This is a genomic window from Sinimarinibacterium arenosum (assembly GCF_005047655.1).
Classification (GTDB): Bacteria; Pseudomonadota; Gammaproteobacteria; order Nevskiales; family Nevskiaceae; genus Solimonas.
Genome location: NZ_SUKF01000003.1, coordinates 151,673 through 171,828 on the forward strand (window position 1 = coordinate 151,673; position 20,156 = coordinate 171,828).

Annotated in this window: 17 protein-coding genes; 9 read left to right on the forward strand and 8 right to left on the reverse strand. The window is 64.4% G+C overall.

Going from position 1 to position 20,156, the window contains the following annotated elements:
- Positions 1-6 precede the first annotated feature (6 nt).
- The 7 genes from ruvX to gshA all read right to left on the reverse strand — a co-directional run bounded on the left by ruvX (position 7) and on the right by gshA (position 5,594).
- Positions 7-420: a Holliday junction resolvase RuvX gene (ruvX, locus tag E4T66_RS07065; RefSeq protein ID WP_136848217.1), complete on the reverse strand. Its 414-nt coding sequence runs from the start codon at positions 418-420 to the stop codon at positions 7-9.
- Positions 421-513: 93 nt separating this feature from the next.
- The gene (locus tag E4T66_RS07070; protein ID WP_136848218.1) at positions 514-1,077 is read right to left on the reverse strand and encodes a YqgE/AlgH family protein; all 564 of its coding nucleotides are present in this window, start codon (positions 1,075-1,077) and stop codon (positions 514-516) included.
- Positions 1,078-1,118: 41 nt separating this feature from the next.
- Complete coding sequence (locus E4T66_RS07075; protein WP_169577522.1) at positions 1,119-1,679, reverse strand: Gx transporter family protein; 561 nt, start codon at positions 1,677-1,679, stop codon at positions 1,119-1,121.
- 11 nt (positions 1,680-1,690) lie between these two features.
- Positions 1,691-2,068, reverse strand: a complete 378-nt coding sequence (locus E4T66_RS07080; RefSeq protein WP_136848219.1) for a NusG domain II-containing protein — start codon at positions 2,066-2,068, stop codon at positions 1,691-1,693.
- Complete coding sequence (locus E4T66_RS07085) at positions 2,065-3,246, reverse strand: FAD:protein FMN transferase (protein WP_136848220.1); 1,182 nt, start codon at positions 3,244-3,246, stop codon at positions 2,065-2,067. Before E4T66_RS07085 ends, E4T66_RS07080 begins: the two co-directional genes overlap by 4 nt.
- A 67-nt stretch (positions 3,247-3,313) precedes the next feature.
- Positions 3,314-4,261 carry a glutathione synthase gene (gshB, locus tag E4T66_RS07090; protein WP_136848221.1) on the reverse strand — a complete coding sequence of 316 codons (948 nt, stop codon included), beginning with the start codon at positions 4,259-4,261 and terminating at the stop codon, positions 3,314-3,316.
- A 22-nt stretch (positions 4,262-4,283) separates the two neighbouring features.
- The gene (gene gshA / locus E4T66_RS07095) at positions 4,284-5,594 is read right to left on the reverse strand and encodes a glutamate--cysteine ligase (protein WP_136848222.1); all 1,311 of its coding nucleotides are present in this window, start codon (positions 5,592-5,594) and stop codon (positions 4,284-4,286) included.
- Positions 5,595-5,793: 199 nt separating this feature from the next.
- Here gshA and E4T66_RS07100 point away from each other — a divergent pair, with 199 nt between their 5' ends.
- Genes E4T66_RS07100 through E4T66_RS07135 form a run of 8 tightly spaced genes read left to right on the forward strand, consistent with a single transcriptional unit; the run spans position 5,794 to position 16,046 of the window.
- Entirely contained in the window at positions 5,794-6,147 is a 354-nt protein-coding gene (locus E4T66_RS07100; protein ID WP_136848675.1) for a response regulator, read from the forward strand.
- A 32-nt stretch (positions 6,148-6,179) separates the two neighbouring features.
- A complete protein-coding gene (locus E4T66_RS07105; protein ID WP_169577523.1) occupies positions 6,180-6,707 on the forward strand; it encodes a chemotaxis protein CheW in 528 nt (175 codons plus the stop codon).
- The gene (locus E4T66_RS07110) at positions 6,704-13,171 is read left to right on the forward strand and encodes a hybrid sensor histidine kinase/response regulator (protein ID WP_136848224.1); all 6,468 of its coding nucleotides are present in this window, start codon (positions 6,704-6,706) and stop codon (positions 13,169-13,171) included. Before E4T66_RS07105 ends, E4T66_RS07110 begins: the two co-directional genes overlap by 4 nt.
- A complete protein-coding gene (locus E4T66_RS07115) occupies positions 13,168-13,632 on the forward strand; it encodes a chemotaxis protein CheW (protein ID WP_136848225.1) in 465 nt (154 codons plus the stop codon). Before E4T66_RS07110 ends, E4T66_RS07115 begins: the two co-directional genes overlap by 4 nt.
- A gap of 19 nt (positions 13,633-13,651) precedes the next feature.
- Positions 13,652-14,584, forward strand: coding sequence for a cation diffusion facilitator family transporter (locus E4T66_RS07120; protein ID WP_136848226.1), 933 nt, complete (start codon positions 13,652-13,654; stop codon positions 14,582-14,584).
- Positions 14,581-15,054 (forward strand): DUF2721 domain-containing protein, encoded by a 474-nt coding sequence (locus E4T66_RS07125; protein WP_211242808.1) that lies wholly within the window; start codon positions 14,581-14,583, stop codon positions 15,052-15,054. Before E4T66_RS07120 ends, E4T66_RS07125 begins: the two co-directional genes overlap by 4 nt.
- Positions 15,055-15,074: 20 nt before the next feature.
- Complete coding sequence (locus E4T66_RS07130) at positions 15,075-15,488, forward strand: VOC family protein (RefSeq protein WP_136848227.1); 414 nt, start codon at positions 15,075-15,077, stop codon at positions 15,486-15,488.
- A 42-nt stretch (positions 15,489-15,530) separates the two neighbouring features.
- Positions 15,531-16,046 carry a DUF1993 domain-containing protein gene (locus E4T66_RS07135; protein WP_211242809.1) on the forward strand — a complete coding sequence of 172 codons (516 nt, stop codon included), beginning with the start codon at positions 15,531-15,533 and terminating at the stop codon, positions 16,044-16,046.
- An 80-nt stretch (positions 16,047-16,126) separates the two neighbouring features.
- Here E4T66_RS07135 and E4T66_RS07140 read toward each other — a convergent pair whose 3' ends face one another.
- Entirely contained in the window at positions 16,127-18,673 is a 2,547-nt protein-coding gene (locus tag E4T66_RS07140; protein WP_169577525.1) for a S8 family serine peptidase, read from the reverse strand.
- A 378-nt stretch (positions 18,674-19,051) separates the two neighbouring features.
- Between E4T66_RS07140 and E4T66_RS07145 the strand changes: the two genes are divergently transcribed.
- Positions 19,052-19,996, forward strand: coding sequence for a helix-turn-helix transcriptional regulator (locus tag E4T66_RS07145; protein WP_136848229.1), 945 nt, complete (start codon positions 19,052-19,054; stop codon positions 19,994-19,996).
- Positions 19,997-20,156 lie beyond the last annotated feature (160 nt).

Consider the following 20,156-nt stretch of genomic DNA (forward strand, 5'->3'; position numbering starts at 1 on the left):
GTGGCATCAACCGCGCTGCGCCATCCACTGTTCCAGAATGACCCGCGCGGCCTGGCCGTCGCGATCGCCTTTGCGCACGCGACGGCTCATCTGTCCGCCGGCGCGGGCACCGCGCAGGATGTCGTCCGCCGCACGTGAACTGTAGCGTTCGTCGACCAGGTGCACCTGAAGTTGGGCGCGTTGACGCAGTGCCTCGGCGAAGCGCCGAGCCGCTGTTGTGATGGGCTGTTCGGAGCCATCCTCATTCAGCGGCAGGCCCACGATCAATGCAGTGGGGCTCCACTGGGTGATCAGGCGTTCGATTGCCGGCCAGTCTCCGCTCTGCAAGGTCGGAACCGGCCGTGCGCTTCCGGTGAATTCGTCACCGACGGCGGCACCGATGCGTTTGAAGCCGAAATCGAAGGCGAGGTAGAGCGACATGCCCCGCAGTTTCAGGGTTCCCGGGAACAGTTTCCAGCCAGCGCTGCAATTTTCTTGGCGCTGCGGCTCAAAATGGCTGGCCTTCGAGACGGTTTACGCGTGCCCGGCTTCGCTGCTGATCTGGGTGACGTCGACGCCGAGCAGGCGTGTTGCCGCCTGCCAACGCTCGCCGGCAGGGATCCCGAACAGGATCTGGCCATCGAGCGGGGTATTGAGCCAGGCGTTGTGCAGCATTTCCGCTTCGAGCTGCCCCGCATCCCAGCCGGCGTAGCCCAGGACGACAAAAAACTCCTTGGGACCTTCGCCCTTGCCGATTGCGCCCAGAATGTCGCGCGAGGTCGTGATGTACAGACCTTCATCCAGCGGCAGGCAGGATTCCCAGCCACCGGGCTCGCGATGGATCACGAAGCCGCGCTCCGGCTGCACCGGGCCGCCCCAATAGACGATCGCGCCGCCATCGACCTCGTCATGCTCGAGGCCCATCTGTTCCATCATCTCGGACAGGCGCAGATCGGTGGGGCGGTTGATCACCAGGCCGACCGCGCCGTTGTCACTGTGTTCGCACAACAGCGACACGGTGTGATTGAAGTTCTCGTCCTGCAGCCCCGGCATGGCGACGAGAAACTGGTTCTTGAGTGAATCCGTAGTCTCGTTCATGCGTCCAGTATCGGTTGAGGGGAACACACAGACAAGGCCGGTCATCCCTCCGAATGGGGTGTTTGGGCCGCTGCGTCCGCTTCGGACAGGCGCTGCAATACGGCGCTGGCGGCGATTCCGGTGGCGACACCGAATGCCAGTGCGGCGGTCATCAGCGGAGGCAGAAGCCGCAGCAGGCCGGAATGCGGGACGAATACGGTGTAGGCGGTAAAAAACTGCAGGCTCATGTGTGCGAGTGCCGATAGCACCGACAAGCCCACTGCCGACAGGCCCCAGCCGGGCAGCGCGCGATTCCAGATGCTGGCGGCGGCCAGGACGGTCAGGCTGCCGGCGGCGCCCGAAGCGGACAGCCAGAAGCCCGGTGTCATAAAGCTGCCGACCAGCAGACTGCCGACGATCACACGCAGCAGCGCCACCCAGAGTGCTGAACGCAGGCCATGGCGCAGCAGGACGATCAGGGTGACGACATTGGCCAGGCCCGGCTTGACCCCTGGGATCGGCGACGGAAAGCCGGCTTCCAGCACGTGGATGACGATGGCCAGAGCGGCGAAGCCGGCGATGATACGGTCGTCACGGTCAGCGGTGAGCATGATGGTGTTCATGGTCCCGCGCCTCAGAAGCTGACCGCATCGAGAGCTTCACTGCCATGGCCGGACAGCGTGATGCTGACGCGACTCGGCAGGCAGGCGGCGGCGTCGCCGCTGTGTGAAAGCCAGCCGCTGTGCACGCAGATCTGGTTGCGGCAAGGGCTTTTGCTGAACCGTACGCGGCCATCTTCGATCGTCAGCAGCAGGGGGCCCCGGCTGCCTTCGACTGTCAGCGACCGGTTGATCTGCAGCGGATAGCGGCCGATGGACGTGCCGGCGACACGCACCTCGACCGTGTCAGCGGCCACGGCGGGTTGCCAGAAACGTGCATACAGCCCACCGACGCAGGCGGCAGCCAGGGTGACCGCCAGCACATCGCCGCGGCTCAGCAGGCCGCGCGTCACGGTGCCGGCCCGGGTTCCACCGTGCGTGCGCTGATGCCCTCAGCAAACTTCAGCCGCTGCGCGAGTCTCGGGGTCGCCATTACCTGGCCATCGGTGTCCACCACCAGGACCTTGTCCAGCGCCAGCGCATAGGCCTGTTGTTGCCAGCCACCGGGGCCGGCGACAAACAGCGCAGTGCTGGCCGCATCGGCGGCAGCGCCGCTATCGGCGACGACGGTGACCGAACTCAGGCCGCGCGCCGGAGTCCCGGTATGAGGGTCGAGGATGTGGTGATAGCGCTGACCCTGAAACTCGAAATAGCGTTCATAGTCACCGCTGGTGATGACAGCTTCGTCGCCTTCGATGTCCAGCGTCGCCAGCAGTCGATGCTGGGCGTCGGGGCGCGGATGACGGACGCCGATGCGCCAGGCGCGTTCGCCACGGCGACCGGCCGCGTGCAGATTGCCGCCCGCGTTGACGATGGCGTTCGGATAACCGCTTTCGCGCAGCTGCCGGATCGCCAGATCGGTGGCGTCGCCCTTGGCAATGGCACCGAAATCCAGCTGGATTCCGGGTGCCGGGCCGTAGGCGACTCCGGCAGTGGGCAGGGCTGGAGCGCCGGCCTGAATCTGCAGCTGGGCATGGATTGCCTCATCCGACGGCGGTGTGCTGCGGAAATGCGTTTCGTCGTCGAAGCCCCAGAGTTTGACCAGTGCCCCGATGCGCACGTCGAAGCGGCCGTCACTGAGGCGGCTCAGTTGCGCGGCACGCTCGAACAGCGGGCGCATCGGTTCCGGTACTGAGGCGACCCCGCCTGCGGCCAGAACCTTGTTGATCTGGCGAAGATTGACCGGGGCGCTCGCCGGCCCGGCTGTAGCGGTGGTTACATCAGTATCGGCGTGAGCATCCGGAGTGTCTTCGGTGCCTTGGAGGTCCCATGCGCGCCAACGCAATTCGTAATCCTGCAGAACGCGCTCAAGGCGCGCCAATGCCGCTTCGGCGTCCGCGGGCACCTGCTGCGGTTCGAGATAGACGGAGACTGAAAACAAGGTGCCCATGGCGAGGAATTCGCGTTGCACCACACGATTGTCGTCACTGTCAGCCGCCGGGCGCAGCGCCAGCCATGCAAAGAACACGGCAAGGCCGAGACCGAGGATCAGGCGACGAAAGAACAGGCGCAGGTGGGGTGACTGGAGCATGTGTCGCGTGGCGGTCAGACGGTGTCGGGATTGTCGTAGGTAGGGAAGACAGGGTTTGAGCGCGGGTTCAACGCAGTCGCGCTTCGATTGCGCGGATCAGATCCCCGCCGATGTCGAGCTTGCAGGCGGCGTCGAGCTCGCGCGCACAGGTCGGCGACGTGACGTTGATTTCGGTCAGATAGTCGCCGATGACATCGAGCCCGACGAAGATCAGGCCCAGCTCACGCAAGCTCGGGCCGACCTGGGCTGCAATCCAGCGATCACGCTCGGACAAGGGGCGTGGTTCACCGCGACCGCCAGCAGCCAGATTGCCGCGGACTTCGCCGGCCTGGGGAATGCGCGCCAGCGCGTACGGCACCGGCTCGCCGTCGACCATCAGAATGCGCTTGTCACCCTCGACGATCTGCGGAATGTAGCGCTGCGCCATGATGTGCTGGCGGCCGTTGTCGGTCAGTGCCTCGATCACGGCGCCCAGGTTCATGCCGTCACTCGTGATCCTGAAGATGCCGGCGCCGCCCATGCCGTCCAGCGGCTTGAAAATCACGTCGTGGTGTTCGGCGTGAAACGCGCGTAGCGTGACTGAGTCGCGCGCGATCAGCGTCGGTGCGCAGCACTGCGGGAACCAGCTGATGAAGACCTTCTCGTTGGCGTCGCGCAGCGACTGCGGTCGGTTTACCACCAGCGCGCCCTGATCCTGCGCGCGCTGCAGCACATAGGTTGCGGCGACAAACTCAAGATCGAACGGCGGATCCTTGCGCATCAGGATGGCGTCGAGCTGACCTAGCGGTTCGCTGTGGCTGTCGCCGAACTCGAACCAGCGCTGGGGGTCGTCGAAAACCTCGATCTCGCGAGAGCGTCCCATCGCGATGCCGTCGCGCAGCCACAGATCCTGCATCTCCAGATAACGCAGTTGCCAGCCGCGCTTCTGTGCAGCCAGCATCAGTGCCAGTGTCGTGTCCTTGTACGGCTTGATGGACCGGATCGGGTCCATCACCACGCCCAGTGTGCGGTTCATGTTGTCAGTTCGGCATGATGGGTCAGGCCGCCCGGGTTTCGAGCAGCTCGCGCGTGGCTTCGATTTCGCGGGCGGCGGCGAGTGCAGCCAGCCGAGCCACCACGCCATAGGCGTAGAAGCGGTTGGGGCGGTCGTCAGGACCGCAGGCCGGATTGGGATGACTGCAGCATTCGTCGAAGGCCAGCGGTTCGAAGCGCATGCCCGGCGCGTTCAGATTGTCCTGGCTGCCGCGCTGCGCGTTCAGGCGATAGAAACCGCCGACGACGAACTGGTCGATCATGTACACCACCGGTTCGGCAGTGGCTTCGTCAGCGCCCAGTTTTTCCAGGGTCAGCACGCCTTCCTGGATGATGGCCCCGGTGACGTCGGCGCCTTCCTTGGCGCTGGACATATGGGTGCGCGCCTTGCGATTCATCGTGCGCAGGTCCTCGACGCTGCGCACCGTCATGACGCCCATGCCATAGGTTCCGGCATCGGATTTGACGATGACGAACGGTTCCTGCTGGATGTCGTATTCGGCGTATTTGGCGCGGATATCCTCCAGCAGCAGCGCGACGTTCGCCTCCAGGCATTCCTGGCCCTCGCGCTTGAGAAAATTGATTTCGCCGCAGTTGCGGAACAGCGGATCGATGAACCAGGGGTCCAGATCGATCAATGCGCCCACTTCCTTGGCCACTTCGCGATAGAAGCCGAAATGGTTGGATTTCTGCCGCGCGTGCCAGCCCAGATCCAGCGGGGGGATCACATGCTGGGACAGATCGCGCAGGATTTCCGGTACGCCGGCTGTCAGGTCGTTGTTCAGCAGAACCGCGCAGGGCATGAAGTCGTCGACGTAAACGCGGTCGCCGTCGCGGCGCAGCGGCTCAAGGTGCAGGGTGCGGCCCGACAACTCCAGCGTGAGATCGGTGGCCTCGTGCAGATCGGGAATCAGCGAACCGATCCGGACATGGAAGCCGGCCTTCTGAATCAGGTCGAACAGGGTTGCGACGTTTTCCAGATAGAACTTGTTGCGGGTGTGGTTTTCCGGCACCAGCAGGATGCGCTTGGCGGTCGGGCAGACCCGCAACAACGCCGTCTGCAGCGCCTGGATGCACAACGGCTCGAATGCCGGGTTCAGATTGTTGAACCCACCGGGGAACAGATTGGTGTCGACCGGCGCCAGCTTTAAGCCGGCGTTGCGCAGATCCACCGAGCTGTAGAACGGTGGGGGCGTGGCCTGCCATTGCGCGCGGAACCAGGCTTCGATGTCGGCGGAACGACGCAGCAACGTCGCTTCGAGTTGCAGTAGCGGTCCGGTCTGCGCGGTGGTCAGGTGGGGAACGGGGCTTTGCATGGAAGTGGCTCGCAGTCGGCTGCGCGGCGCGAGCGCCGGCGGCGGAGTTCGTCGGGGCACGCATGGTAGCGCATGGGCGTCCGACACAGCACTGATAGGCAGTGTCCGAGGACTATGCTAAAACGCGGCGAACGCCAGACGCGTATTTCCAAACCCGGAGGAGTGTGTGCCCACTGATTCAACCGCGGCAGCCAAGGTCATGGTCATCGACGACAGTCAGACCATTCGACGGACAGCTGAGACATTGCTTGCGCGCGAGGGGTACCAGGTCATCACGGCTCAGGATGGCTTCGAGGCCCTGGCGATGATTGCCGATCATGCGCCGGACATCATTTTCATCGACATCATGATGCCGCGGCTGGATGGCTATCAGGCCTGCGCGCTGATCAAGGGCAACCCTAAGTTTGCGCGGACGCCGGTGATCATGCTGTCGTCCAAGGACGGTCTGTTCGACCGCGCGCGCGGTCGCATCGTCGGCTCGGACGAATACCTGACCAAACCGTTCACCAAGGACGAGTTGCTGGGTGCCGTCCGCTCGCATGTACGTCGCTAGCCACTGCCGATATGTCTGGTCAAATCAGAGCGATGCGCGGGGATCCTTTCGGGCAGCTGCTTGCGCTTGAGGAGCAGTTGCAGGCGTCGCGGGTCGACAGCGTCGCCGGTACCTCGCAGAACTGGATCGGGCTGGGGTTTCGTATCGGTGAGCGCTGGTTTGTCGCGCCGCGCGAGGATGTGCGCGAGGTGATTCCTCAGCCACCCAGCACGCACATCCCGAATGCGGCCAGCTGGCTGCGTGGGTTGGCGAATGTCCGCGGCGAACTGCTGGCCATCGTCGACCTTGCCGGCTTGCTCGGGCTGACGCCGTCCGAGACACACCGCGCTCAGCGGGTTCTAGTACTCAATTCACGCCGGATTCCGGCGGGGCTGCTGGTCGACGAAGTCGCTGGCTACCGACAGTTCACCGTGGGGGAGCAGCGCAATGAACTGGTACGTGCGGCACAGCCATTCACGCCGTATCTGCTCGGTGCGTTTGTGCATGAGGGTCAGCCGTGGCTGGCGATGAGTCTGCACAAGGTCGCGCTGGGCGATGCATTCAGGACGGCAGCGCTATGAACGCCCAGCCGCATACACAGATGCTCACTGCCATTCACTGGGTTCGTGACGAGCTGGAGCGCGCCATCACGCGCGCCCGCGCCGCGATCGATCACTACGCCGAATATGGCGGTGACCCGCTGCAGCTGCAGCAGGCCCATCAGGAGCTGTCCCAGGTTCGAGGTAGCGCCACCCTGATTCGCTGTCACGGACTCGCCGCGGTCGCCAGCGAGATGGCGCAGGCGCTGACCGATCTGATTCAGGGTCGCATCTCAGAGCCAGAGCCCTTGTACTCGGCGCTGCTGGGGGCTTCGATCCAGCTGACTGACTACGTTCAGGCACTGGCCGACGGCATGCCGGACTGCGTGCTGGTGATGCAACCGGCGATCAACGAACTGCGCCTTTCGCGCGGCCAGCCGGTGCTGACCGAAAGTGAGCTGTTCGTGGCGCAGATGCAGGCGACCGGCGCCACATTGACGCCGGAGGCGTCTGCGCCCGAGGGTGATTCGATCGAGTTGCTGGCGCGACGCTACCTGCCGGTATTCGAGGCATCGCTGCTGTCATGGATCCGGGATGGCGTGGACGCGCAGACTTCTGCTGCCCGCGCCGGCAAGATTGCCGAACAGCTTGCGCAGCGCGCGACGCTGGCGCCTGTCCATCAGTTGTGGCGGGTGGCCGCAGCGGCGATGGAGGCCTATCTGGCACGCGGTCTGGGCAGTGCGCTGGAGCTTAAACGCCTGTTCGGCCGGCTGTCGGCTCCGCTGAAGACACTGGCAGAATCAGGGGAGGCGGAAGCCGCTGCACGCAGCGGAGAGCTGTCGTTGCCGCTGCTGTTCATGGTGGGCCGATCGACGACTCGGGGCGCGCGTGTCAGCGCAATTCGGGCGCAGTTCGGTCTGGACGATCTGCTGCCGGAACAGGCACGCGTCGAACAGCTGCGGCGACGTATTCATGGCCCGAGTACCGCTTTGCTGGGCAAGGTGTCGGATGAGATCCGCGCTGATTTCAGCCGGATCAAGGATCAGATCGATCTGGCGGTCCGCACCGGCGGCCACGCCGATCTGACGGCAACGGTTGATGGACTGCGCCACGTGGCCGACATTCTCGGCGCCTTGGGCTTGAGTCAACTGCGTCAGATCGTCAGCCGTCAGGGCGAACTGCTGAAGGAATCGGCGCAGCGGCCGGCGGATCCGGCGTTGTGGATGGAATTGGCGACCTCGATCCTCCGTGTCGAAAGCAGCCTCGAAGGGGCGCTGTTCAGGCAGATGCATCGAGCCGATGCGATCGCCGGCACGGAAGATACCGTTTCGGATGCCATTCCCGAACCGCGCGATCTGGCACAGGGGCGCGAGGCCCTGTATCGCGAGTTTCTGGTCAACCTGGCGCGCATCAAGACGGCGTTGGACGCGTACTTCAAGCACGTCACTGACGAGATTCCAGCACCCAATGCCTGGTTCAACGAGATTGCATCCGGGTTTGCCGTTCTTGATCAGGTCAGGGCTGCCGATCTGGTGCGCCGTCTGCAGAAGGTCATTGCGGGTGACGCGATCGCGCGCTTGCGTGAACAGAGTGGGCCGGCTGAGCACTTCGCTGATGCCGTCGCCGCCATCGAGTACTACATCGAGGCCGCCCGCGCGGGAGCGCCCGGCGCTGATGCGATCCTGGATCGTCTGGATGTTGCGATTGATGCGGTGGAAGCCGTTCCGGCCGTGGAGATTGCGGATACATCGGTGGCCGATGTCACCGAAACGGTTGTGGATGAGGCGACGACGATCGATGAGGCGCCGGCCGTTGAAGACGCCGCGGACTTGCCCGAACCCGCTGCGGAGCCAACACCCGCGCCGGCTGCAGTCATGGCCGCCGGCGACGATGATCCGGAGATTCGCGAAATCTTCCTTGAAGAGGCCGACGAGGTCCGCGCGACCTTGCAGTCTGCCTACGCGAAATGGCATCGCGACAACCGCGACAACGAAGCGCTGAGTGTCCTGCGTCGGGCGTTCCACACACTCAAGGGCAGCGGCCGTACCGTCGGTGCACAGGCGATCGGCGAGTTCGGCTGGGCGCTGGAAAACCTGCTGAACAAGTGTCTTGATGGTTCGCTGCCGGTCAGCAGCGGCATCGTTGAAACGGTCGGCGCTGCGGTTTCCGTGTTGCCGTCGTTGATCGAGTCGTTCCGTCAGCGTGAGCCGGCGCCGGATGCTGCCGCCACCCTGGCGCAGCGAGCGACCGACTATGCCGAAGGGCGCAATCCCGACGCCGGCAGCGAACCGGATATTGCAGCGGTCTTCCGCGAGGACGCGACCGAAAAGCTGGCCACGGTGTTCAGCTGGCTTGATTCTGCCGCCTACAGTACGGATCTGGGGATCGATCGAGATGCGGTGCGTGCGTTCCACACGATCCGGGGCGCCGCGCGGGTGGTTGATGCGCACGCAGTCAGTGAGCTGGCGGCGGCGCTGGAAGCGTATCTGGATGCCTGCGATGTCGCAGGCTTGCGCCTGAGTGGCGAGAGCCTGGCCTGCGTCAGCGAAGCCACGGCCACCTTGCGTGACTGGATTGGCGACGTCGGGAACGGGGCTCCGCTGGCGCATGACGCGGCACCGTGGCTCGAGCGGATCGGCCGCCTGCAGTCGGATGTGCCTGAAGACGCGGTTCAGGTCAGTGCCGATCGGCAGCTTGCCGAGGTCTTCGCGGTCGAAGCCTTCGAGCTGGTCGACAAGATCGAATCCCAGCTGCGCGAATGGTCGCAGGCACCGAACAATCAGCGTGCGGCTGGCGAGCTGAAAGTGATTTGCCACACCCTGGCCGGCGCTGCGCTGATGTCGCAGTGTCCCGCCATCGGGGCGCCGGCGAAGGCGCTGCAGCGCCAGTTTGACGCCGCTGCCGCAGCGGCGATTGTGCCCTCACCCGAGCAGTTCAGCGTCCTGCTCGGATTTTGCGAGACGCTGTTCCAGGCCCTGGACGCGTACCGCGAAGGTCGTCATGGCGACAGCGGCGAGCAGCTGACTGCGGACATCGACGCGTTGGGCTGGGCTGCGCGCGCTGCTGTCGTTGCCGATAACGTGGTGCCGGCATCGCCAGCCCCGGAAATCGCGGACAGTGTGGTGCAGTCGCTGGATCAGACCGAGTTCGAGCTCCAATCGGAGGCGAACGTAGCCGAGCCGATTTCCGGACCTGATTCGGGGCTCGTTGCGACGGAGTCACAGATCGAGCCTGTCGAAGCACCGGCGCAGGTTGCCGCAGCCGAAGACATCATCGAGATGCCGCCCGTGGCTGCGGATGATCAGTCTGAGCTCGAGTCCGAAGCTGTTGCGGGACTCGAACAGGCGTTGGACGGCGATGGCGTCGACGTTCAGTCCATGAGTATGGATGCTGCGCCGTTGTTGGCGGACGAACCCGATGCAGAACTGCTGGCGATTTTCCAGGCTGAATGCGAGGAATTGCTCGAAGGTCTGGACCAGAGTACGGCGGCGTTCGAGCGCAATCCAGCCGATGTCGGCGCGCTGGCCGAAATCAAACGCCTGTTGCACACACTGAAGGGCAGCGCGCGCGTCAGTGGTCTGAGCACGCTCGGCGAGGTCGCACATCAGCTGGAAAGTTTGTTTGAGCAGGCCGAGGCCGGCACGATTCCGGCACAGACGCAGTTCTTTGCCCGTGTGCAGAATGCCGTGGATGGTCTGCATCTGGCGCTTGACGATCTCAAACGCGGACTGATCCCCGATCTTTCGCAGCTGCTCGAGGAGTTGGCGCAGCCTCTGGCGAGCGATCAGGTCGTGGAATTGCCGCGGTCGGCGCTGGAGGCGGATATCGATACGGGGTCCTCCGCTGCGGTACTGACGGAAGTCCCTGATGCGGAGCTGCAGGCGGAATCGCTGGGTTCCGATGCCCCCATCGAGCTCGTCGAGTCGATCGAGATGATCGAGCCCGTCACCGAAGCAGGATTTGGCATTCCCGAGCCGGTGGCCACTCCAGCGCAGGAACGGCCTCCTGTGTCGAGGCCTCCGGCTGCTGCGCCGGTCGCGACGTCGGCGTCGGGTGCCGACGCACTGGGGCTGGATGAGGAGCTCGTCCGCACTTTCGCGGGTGAGGCCGAGGAGTTGATGGAAGAGCTGGAGCGTGCGCTGCCGCGCTGGCAGGCGCTGCCTGGCGACTACACCCCGGCACGAGATCTGCTGCGTGCGCTGCATACCTTCAAGGGTGGCGCGCGCATGGCCGGTCTGCGCGCGATGGGCGACGCTGCGCATGAGCTCGAGTCCCTGATCGAGGGGCTCGAATATGCAGGCGAGCTCAATGTCGACGCCTTGAACGTCGTCGCCGGTGCTGTTTCGGGGCTGCGCCGTATGACCGATCGCCTGGAACGCGGCGATTACGCCGTGCTGGTGACCGGCGAGCATGAGGACGAACAGGAGGAGGCGAGCTTCGAGGAGCTGCAGGCGCTGGCGGACAGTGAATCGTTGCCGCCCGGCGGCGCGCGCGTTGTCACCGTCGATGAAATCGTTGCCGACGATCGTGCGGCTGAAACGATGCCGGATGTGCCGACACCGTTCGATGCGACTCCCATCGCAACCTGGGATCCCGCACTGTTCTGGCGGCCGGATGACGCGGAGGCCGGCTTGTTGCAGCAGCGTCGCGAGACTGCGCGCGTGCCGGTGGAAGCACTCGACAAGATGCTCAACGAAGCCGGCGAGATCTCGATCTACCGCTCGCGTCTGGAGGAGCACAACTCGGGAATCGAAGCGCAGCTGGATGATCTGTCGCAGGCGATTTCACGCGTGCGTGATCAGCTGCGACAGCTGGATATCGAGACCGAAGCCCAGATCGCCGCACGCGGTCTGAACCAGATGGAGAGCGAGCGCGAAGGGGCTGGCGAGTTCGATCCGCTGGAGATGGATCGCTACACCCGCATGCAGGAGCTTTCGCGCGCGCTGTCCGAGTCGGTCAGCGATTTGTCGGCTGTACACGCGTCGCTGGATCAACTGGCCAGTGAGGCCACCACGATCCTGCTGCAGCAGGGGCGCATCAACACCGAAGTGCAGCAGGGCCTGATGCGAACGCTGATGGTGCCGTTCTCGCGCCAGATCGCACGTCTGCAGCGTGTGGTGCAGCAGACCTCGCAGGAAAATGGCAAGCGCGTCGAGCTGGTGTTCGACGGCGCGGAAGCCGAGCTGGATCGCAACGTGCTGGAACGGATGACGGCGCCGCTGGAGCATCTGCTGCGCAATGCCGTGATTCACGGCATCGAATCTCCGCAGCAGCGCGACAGTGTCGGCAAGCCGGCGACGGGTCGTATTGCGGTGTCCTTGTGGCGTGAAGGCTCGCAACTGTTGATCGAGCTGTCCGACGACGGCCGCGGCCTGGATCTGCAGGCGATACGCCAGACCGCGGTGCGCCGCGGGCTGATGCCCGAGGACGTCGAAATTGGCGACGACGAAGCGGCGCAGTACATCTTCATGCCGGGCTTCTCGACCGCGCGTGCGCTGACCCAGGATGCCGGCCGCGGCGTCGGCATGGATGTTGTGGCGTCCGAGGTCAAGCAGCTCGGCGGAACCCTGGAGCTGGCATCCGAGTGGGGCAAGGGCGCGCGCTTTACCGTGCGCCTGCCGTTGACGCTGGCGATTTCGCAGTCACTGCTGGTCGGCGCGGGGAACGAGTCGTATGCGATTCCGCTGCCGAGCATTACCGGCATCACACGGTTCGCCCGTGATCAGCTTGATGCGCTGCTGGCGGATGACAGCCCGGGGCTCGACTATGGCGGGCACAGCTATCGGCTGATGCATCTGGCCGATCTGGTGGGTGTCCCACGAGATTCCGGCACTGAGCAGAAGACACTGCATGCAATTCTGGTGCGCATGCCGGAAAGTTTTGGCGGCGAGCAGCGACGCGTCGCGGTGGTGGTCGACACGCTGGTCGGCAGCCGCGAAATCGTATCGAAGGCAGTCGGGCCGCAGATCAGCGCGATTCCGGGCATCAGCGGCGCCACAATTCTTGCGGATGGACGCGTCGTATTGATTCTTGACGTGCCGGCGCTGGTGCAGGATCACGCGCGCCGGATTCTGCGCATGCAGGCGGCACCGCAGGTGGCCGGGCCGGCGCAGGCCCCGGAAGAGGCGAAGCGCGAGCTGATCATGGTGGTCGACGATTCGATCACGATCCGCCGCGTCACCGAGCGCCTGTTGCTCAAGCAGGGCTACGACGTGATCACTGCGAAGGACGGCCTCGATGCGATGGCGCAGCTACAGACCGAGCGTCCGCTGGCGATTCTGCTGGATATCGAGATGCCCCGTGCCAATGGGTTCGAGGTTGCGACTTTCGTGCGCAATACACCCGTGATCGCCAATACACCGATCATCATGATCACCTCGCGATCGGGCGAGAAACATCGTGAACATGCCGCAGCGATTGGTGTTGAGCGTTATCTGATCAAGCCGTTCCAGGAAGATCAGCTGCTCGAACAGCTGCGTGAAGTGATTGCCGGAGCCGCTGCATGACGCGCGAACAGATCTATGCGGCGCTGATTGCGATTGATGGCGATCATCTGTTGCTGCCCAATGCCGCGGTCGCGGAAGTTCTGGGCAACGATGCCCTGGTGCCGTCGCTGAAGACGCCACCATGGCTGCGCGGAACCTGCGCATGGAACAGCCGGCAGATTCCGGTGCTGTGTTTCGAGCAGCTGGCGGGAGCGGCCACGGCCGGTGATGCGCGTCGCCAGCGCATTGTCGTGCTGCATTCGCCGGGACGTCATCTTCCATCGGGTAATCTGGCGGTGTTATCCCAGGGCTATCCGCATCTGGTCACCTTGAACCGAACCGCACTCGAATCTGTCCCCTTGCGCGAAACCGACCGCGACGATCTGATCTTGTCGCGCGTCCGCATTGCCAGTCAGCAGGCATTGATTCCGGACCTGGAAACCATCGAGGCCGAGATCGTCCGCGCGCAGATGGTGTCTTGAGGCTGCATCCCCCCCTTCAATGAATCCATCCGATACGCCGTCGCGCTATGCGCGCATGTCCATTGTGGCCGCACTGTCGACCATGGCGCTTAAATTCGGTGCATGGTGGATGACCGGGTCGGTCGGGCTGCTGTCCGATGCCATGGAGAGCATCGTCAATCTCAGCGCTGCGATGATGGCGCTGTGGCTGTTGCGCGTCGCCGCGCGCCCGGCGGATAGCGACCATAGCTACGGACATGGCAAGGCCGAGTATTTCGCCGGCGCCTTCGAAGGTGCCATGATCGCGGTGGCTGCATTGTCGATCGCGTGGGCGGCGTGGCCACGGTTGCTGGCGCCGCAGCCGCTGGAGCAGACCGGAATCGGGCTGGCGATCTGCGCGGTGGCGGCCGGCATCAACTGGGGTGTTGCGGCTGCGATGCTGAAGGCGTCCAAGCGGCACCGCTCGCTGACCTTGAAGGCGGACGCGCATCATCTGATGACGGACGTCTGGACTTCGGGCGGCGTCATCATCGGCGTCGCGCTGGTCGGCGTGACCGGATGGCTCATTCTGGATCCGCTGCTGGCTTTCGCTGTTGCGATCAATATTCTCTGGACCAGTGTGCGGCTGTTGCGTGAATCGGCCGAAGGGTTGATGGACGCAGCTTGGCCTGATGCCGAACGGACCAAGCTGAACCAAATCCTCGACGAGTTCCGCGGCAGCGGCATCGACTTTCATGCGGTACGCACCCGACGTTCGGGCGCGCTGCACTTCGTTTCATTTCATGTGCTGGTCCCAGGCGCATGGAGCGTGCAGCGGGGCCATGATTTCGTCGAGCAGGTCGAGTCGCGGATCAGCGAAGAGATGGCCCCGGTCAGCGTGCTGACCCATCTGGAACCGATCGAGGATCCGCTGGCCCATGACGATCAGATGCTGGGGCGCGAACCGCAAAAGTCAGCCGGGGAGGGCATTTGAGCACGCTGTTGACGCCGCCGTTGATGGATGGCGTCGGCACGATTGCCCATGTGATCCAGCTGGCGGTGGCTCCTGTCTTTCTGCTGACCGGCGTCGGTGCCATTCTGGGTGTCCTGGCCAACCGTCTGGCGCGCGTGGTCGATCGCGCGCGCAGCCTCGAGCTGCGCCGGGCCGCCGCTGACGGGGATGCGGCCCGGCGACTGGATGTGCAACTGCTGACCTTGTCGTTGCGCGCCAAGCTGATCGGTCGCGCGATCACCCTGTGCACCTTGACCGCATTGCTGGTCGCCAGCGTGATCATCACCTTGTTTCTGGGCGCGTTCGTTCCATTCGATCTGACGGTACCGGTCGCCGCCATGTTCATACTGGCGATGCTGTCCCTGATTGCCGCGTTGATCGGCTTTCTGCGTGAAGTGTTCATGGCGACACGCAGTTTGCGCATCGACAGCGGGTCTCCCTCGGGCACCTGACCAGGCCCCGTCCACCGCGCATGGATCTGATTGCCAACATCGACATTGATGATCTCGCGCGGGGCATCCGGTTCTATTGCGATGGCCTTGGACTCAGCGTGCGGCGTCGTTTTGGCGAATCCGGGGTTGAGCTGGAAGGTGCATCGGCCGCTTTGTTCCTGCTGGTCAAGCCTGTGGGGAGCCGGCCATTGCCGCAGGGCGACGCACGACGTGACTACCAGCGTCACTGGACGCCTGTGCATCTGGATTTCGTTGTCGAGGATCTGGATGGGGCGATCGAGCGTGCGTTGGCAGGCGGGGGAGCACTGGAATCCGCGCAGAAGACACATCGCTGGGGTCGCATCGCGCAGCTGAGCGATCCGTTTGGTCACGGCATCTGTCTGATCCAGTTTCTGAACCGGGGCTACGACGAAATCGCCGCAGATCCGGATTGAGCGCGGCAGAGCCGCGACACCCAGTACTCACGGAGGAAGGTTATGACCGGCAGCACGATTTCGATGTATACGCAGTCAGTCCCGCTGTTGCAGCGCGCGCTGGGCAGTCTGGCGCAGATCCTGCGCAAGGCACAGGCGCATGCGGAGGCGCGCAAGATCGATCCGCAGGTTCTGCTGTCCAGCCGTCTGTATCCGGACATGTTTGCGCTGGCGCGTCAGGTCCAGATTGCCACCGACACCGCCAAAGGCTGCGCCGCGCGTCTGGCCGGCGAGGAGCCGCCGTCCTACGAGGACACAGAATCGACCTTTGACGAACTGCAGGCGCGGATTGTGCGCACGCTCGACTATCTGCAGAGCTTCCGGCCGGAGCAGATCGAGGGTTCCGAGCAGCGCGAGGTCACGCTGAAGTTGCGCAGTGGGCCCATCCAGTTCACCGGACTCAGCTACCTGAACGGATTCGTGCTGCCGAACATCTACTTCCACGTGACCACGGCATACGCGATCCTGCGCCACAACGGCGTGGAGCTCGGCAAACTCGACTATCTCGGTCAGCCCTGAGACGTCAATCGCCCCGGCCTTGCGGTCGGGGCGATGTTTCTGACGGTCGATTCCGCCAGGGGTGGCGGATCACTGCTGACTCAGCTCGGGAACGGCACGATCGCAAAGGTGCGGACGACGTACTCGGCGTAGTCACCGCGGGTCACGGTGTGCTTGGGCGCAATCGTGGCCACACCGCCGGCAAAGTCGGCTTTCAGAATGCCGAGATTCAACGCGTCCTGGACATGGCCCAACAGCGCCGGGTCAACATCTCCCGCGTCGGCGACCGCGACCGGATTGCCCTCTGCGTCCGGCGCCGTCAGCGGCGTGCCGGCATAGGACTCGGCGTTGGCCTGGCGGCCGATGGCCTGCACCAGTGCATAGGCGACTTGCTCTCGGGTTACCGACGCCGTTGGCGCGAAGCTTGTCCCGGTTAGCGGCAATAACGGCAGCGACGCAGGCGAGCGGCTCATGATCAACTGGCCGCTGCGGCTGACCGCCGTTGCCGCCGCTCGAATCAGGTTCGACGCGCCGGCGAGATCGGCGAACGGCTCACTGCCGTCGTGCGGACGGGTCTGGCGCACGCCCCAGGCCATCAGGTATTCAGCGAAGTCGCCGCGCGTCAGCGGCGCATCGGCCTGGAAACCGGCGCGCGTGCCGTCGACCAGCCGCTCGGCGACGGCCGCTTCGATGAACTCGGCCTGCGGGTGTCCGGCGATATCATCCAGACCACGCGGTTGCGCCGCGCGGAACTGCAGCACATTCACGTCCGCGGTGCCGGGACCGGCGACGCCGTTGGTAACACCGGCGGGATCGACCGGAACGCCGGAGACCGAACCAATGCCGCGGACGGTCACGGTCCAGGTGCCCGGTACGCCGGTGCCGACCGCGGCGACGTTGGAGCCCAGCAGCGGCAGCGCGATCGACGAGCCGTAGTGGGTGCCATTCGGATCGATCAGAACTACCGCGCAGGTGCACAGGTTGCCCAGCGGCTGGTTCCACTGCGCCATCACCAGCGAAATGTCCTCGCCGACCTCAAAGGTCTCCTCACCGGTGGGGCCGGCCGGCAGGAAGTCGATCGCGTAGCTGTTCTGGATCGATTCGCCCAGCGGAATCTCAGCAAAGAAGCTGCGCTGAGCATGGTTGGTCGCGCCATAGTCCTTGCGCAGGCTCAGGGCCATCGCCAGTGCCGCCTCGATGTTGGCGTAGCCGGCACCGACCTGCCAGGTGTCATAGCCCGGCATGTTGGTGGCGGTGGTCTTGAAGATCTGCTTGACTTCGCGCCACGTCAGTTCCGGATTGGCTTCGAGCAGTAGCGCTGTCAGGCCCGCCAGATGCGGCGCCGCCATGCTGGTGCCGGTCTTGTGCGTGTAGAACGGAATCAGCTCGGGCGGGATGTCGCCGGCCGCGATGTCGGCTTCGGTGTCCAGCGGTGTGAACGGATCGGCCGCGACCGCACGGGTGGAAATGATGTCAGTGCCGGGCGTGACCACGGTCGGACGGTCTTCAACGGTGTAGGTCTCGCCGTCGACTTCCACCTGATAGACCGCATTGGCCAGGCTGCCGCGTGACGACGACGGCGCCAGCAGGCCGGTCTTCTCGCCGTTGCCGGCGGCCAGCACCCACGGTGCCTTCTTGAAATTGCCGGTGATCGTGCCCTGTCCGGAGCCGGAGTTTCCGGCCGAGAACACCACGATCACGCCACGGTCGGCCAGCGCCTTGGTGGCGATATTGGTCGGATCTTCCGGGTCAAAGCAGGTTCCGATATCGTCGGTGTTGCCGAAGGAATTGGTGACGATGCGCAGGTTGAGTTCCGGAGCCTCCTCCAGGAGCTGCAGCGCGTAATCAAAGCCACCCAGCGTATCGAGCACAAAGATCACCGCGCCGGAGCCGTAGCCGGCGAGGGTTGCGCCTTTCGCAGCACCGGCAAAGCGGCCGTCCGACGCGCTGCCGTCGCCGGCGGCGATGCCGGCAACGTGGGTGCCGTGCGAGCCGAGCACATCCGAGTTGGGCACGCCCTCGACCGGGGTGAACGGCAGCATGTCGTCCTGCGCGTTCAGATTCAGGTGGCCAAGCGCATTGCGCTGCACCTTGCTGCCGTAGGACAGGTCCAGATGCGTTGCGTCGATGCCGGAATCGTTGACCAGGATGGTCACACCCTTGCCGGTGATCGGCTCGCCGAGGGCGTTGTGCAGTTCCGGCGCGGCCTGGGCCTGGTCGACCGAGCTCAGATAGCGGGCATCCTCGTTGTCGTAGCTCAGCGGAGCGTTCCAACGCACGGAGCGCACGCCGGGAAGCTTTTCGATCTGTTCGATCTGCGCCTTGGTCGCCAGTACGCCGGCAATCGGCAGGTGATTCAGGAAATAGCCCTTGAGGCCGAGTGCGCGCAGTGCGTTGACGCGATCCGTGCCGAGCGGTCCGCTGCCGTCGAAGCTGACGACGACACCCAACTGCTCGCCGTCGAGCAGATTGCGGACGCGTTCGGTGGTGGCGTCGGCGGGGTTGGTGCAAGCCTTGGCCGTGACTTCGGGTGGGGTCGAACCATTGAGGGCTGTGGGCGTCGTGCTGCTGCCGCATGCGGCCAGAAGGCACGGAAGCAGCATTGATGCGAAGCGCACAGCGCGCCGGTTGAGTGGCAGAGGGTGCATATCCTTCCCCGAATGAATGTGTTGAAGCCGGCCTCTGATGGGCCGGTGCACAAGGCGTGATTCAGTCGGGGCAGCCCGATTGCCACACGTGCGGGCGCCATCATAGTCGGAAAATACTGACATTACAGATGGGAAAACACCTACTCAGCGACTGAATGTGGGACGCCGCTCAACCGGCTGAATGCCTCCGTCGGTGGGGATGAACCGGGGTCGCGTCCGGTGCGGTGATATATCTGAAGGCGGTTGTCCGCTTCAGCTGCGGTCGGCCGTTCAAGGGCGCGCAAAGCGAGGGCGGCATAGCCGTCTGTTCCTTTGCGTGAAGAGGGATGCAGGCCGGAGGCGGAGTCCCTGACCTGTGGATGACGGAGTGCGGCAGCGATGAACGAGACGGAACTCGCGGATCTGGACCGGACCATTGAAGCGGTCTATGCGGCGGCATTTCACCGTGAATGGGACGATTTCAGGCTGCAGGCGCTCGATGTGATCTGCCGCTGGAGCGGCGCCCTGTCCGCCAGCTGGCTGATGCGCGCCAGCAGCGGATGCTGCGCTCAGTTTGCCTGCTGGCCGCATGAATCCGCTGCGCTACCGATGTCAACCGTTGCGGCCATCCCGCTGAGCCTCGATGCGCGCGAACTCGAACTCGACGCCGATGAACTTGGGCGTGCCAATGGCGTCGACGGCGGGGTTCGGATACTGGCCTTGCGTCTGGCACACCGCGGTTGCGCAATGAACAGTGTGCTGTGTCTGTCGTTCCCGGCAGCACATCGCCCGAGCCGCAGTATGCTGCGGCATGCCTTGGGGCATCTGGTGCAGGCTTCGTCACTGGCATTGGAGCGCCTGGTCCAGCGGGACGACTGGCTACAGACGATGGGACGTTCGTCTCGCGGTTCGGCTGCGCTGATCGACGAAGGTGGAACAGTCCATCTGGCCAGCGAGCGCTTCCGCGCGTTGCTGCGTGACAGTCTTGGTGTCGGTGATTCGGCGGAACTGCCGTTCAGCGTGCCGCAGCAGGTGGTGGCAGCCGGTGGCGGCTATTTCGATATTGGAGAGCTGCATTTCCGGCTGGTTCCGGAGGCCGGCATGTTTCTGTTGCATGCGCGTCGGCCGCATCCGCTGGATGTGCTGTCGCCGCGCGAACAGGAAATTGCGCGTGCGCTGGCCAACGGCAAGACCTTCAAGAGCGTTGCGCGGGAATGTGATATCGCAATCAGTACCGTCGCCAATCACGCGTCACGGATCTATCGCAAGCTTGGAATCTTCCGGCGTGAGGAATTGGTGGGGTTACTGCGCAGTTCGGTGATTCCGCAGGCCAACGCTGCCTGACGCCCCGCACGCTGCGCGTGCGGGCGGGTTCCATCGCTGGCGGGCATGGCCGACAATGGCGGCTCCGTGACGCTGTGTTGGAGCGGTTGCACGCCTGGACAGGCGTTGCGACGCTTGCCGCACTGCGTCGGCCACACGCCACGACCCGATAGAGCCACGC

Excerpts from the sequence above, each read along its gene's own strand:
- gshA (WP_136848222.1), bottom strand. The coding sequence starts at position 5,594 with ATGCAAAGCCCCGTTCCCCACCTGACCACCGCGCAGACCGGACCGCTA.
- E4T66_RS07075 (WP_169577522.1), bottom strand. The coding sequence starts at position 1,679 with ATGAACACCATCATGCTCACCGCTGACCGTGACGACCGTATCATCGCC.
- ruvX (WP_136848217.1), bottom strand. The coding sequence starts at position 420 with ATGTCGCTCTACCTCGCCTTCGATTTCGGCTTCAAACGCATCGGTGCC.
- E4T66_RS07145 (WP_136848229.1), top strand. The coding sequence starts at position 19,052 with ATGAACGAGACGGAACTCGCGGATCTGGACCGGACCATTGAAGCGGTC.
- E4T66_RS07130 (WP_136848227.1), top strand. The coding sequence starts at position 15,075 with ATGGATCTGATTGCCAACATCGACATTGATGATCTCGCGCGGGGCATC.
- E4T66_RS07135 (WP_211242809.1), top strand. The coding sequence starts at position 15,531 with ATGACCGGCAGCACGATTTCGATGTATACGCAGTCAGTCCCGCTGTTG.
- E4T66_RS07070 (WP_136848218.1), bottom strand. The coding sequence starts at position 1,077 with ATGAACGAGACTACGGATTCACTCAAGAACCAGTTTCTCGTCGCCATG.
- E4T66_RS07140 (WP_169577525.1), bottom strand. The coding sequence starts at position 18,673 with ATGCACCCTCTGCCACTCAACCGGCGCGCTGTGCGCTTCGCATCAATG.
- E4T66_RS07120 (WP_136848226.1), top strand. The coding sequence starts at position 13,652 with ATGAATCCATCCGATACGCCGTCGCGCTATGCGCGCATGTCCATTGTG.
- gshB (WP_136848221.1), bottom strand. The coding sequence starts at position 4,261 with ATGAACCGCACACTGGGCGTGGTGATGGACCCGATCCGGTCCATCAAG.
- E4T66_RS07085 (WP_136848220.1), bottom strand. The coding sequence starts at position 3,246 with ATGCTCCAGTCACCCCACCTGCGCCTGTTCTTTCGTCGCCTGATCCTC.
- E4T66_RS07115 (WP_136848225.1), top strand. The coding sequence starts at position 13,168 with ATGACGCGCGAACAGATCTATGCGGCGCTGATTGCGATTGATGGCGAT.
- E4T66_RS07100 (WP_136848675.1), top strand. The coding sequence starts at position 5,794 with ATGGTCATCGACGACAGTCAGACCATTCGACGGACAGCTGAGACATTG.
- E4T66_RS07105 (WP_169577523.1), top strand. The coding sequence starts at position 6,180 with ATGCGCGGGGATCCTTTCGGGCAGCTGCTTGCGCTTGAGGAGCAGTTG.
- E4T66_RS07110 (WP_136848224.1), top strand. The coding sequence starts at position 6,704 with ATGAACGCCCAGCCGCATACACAGATGCTCACTGCCATTCACTGGGTT.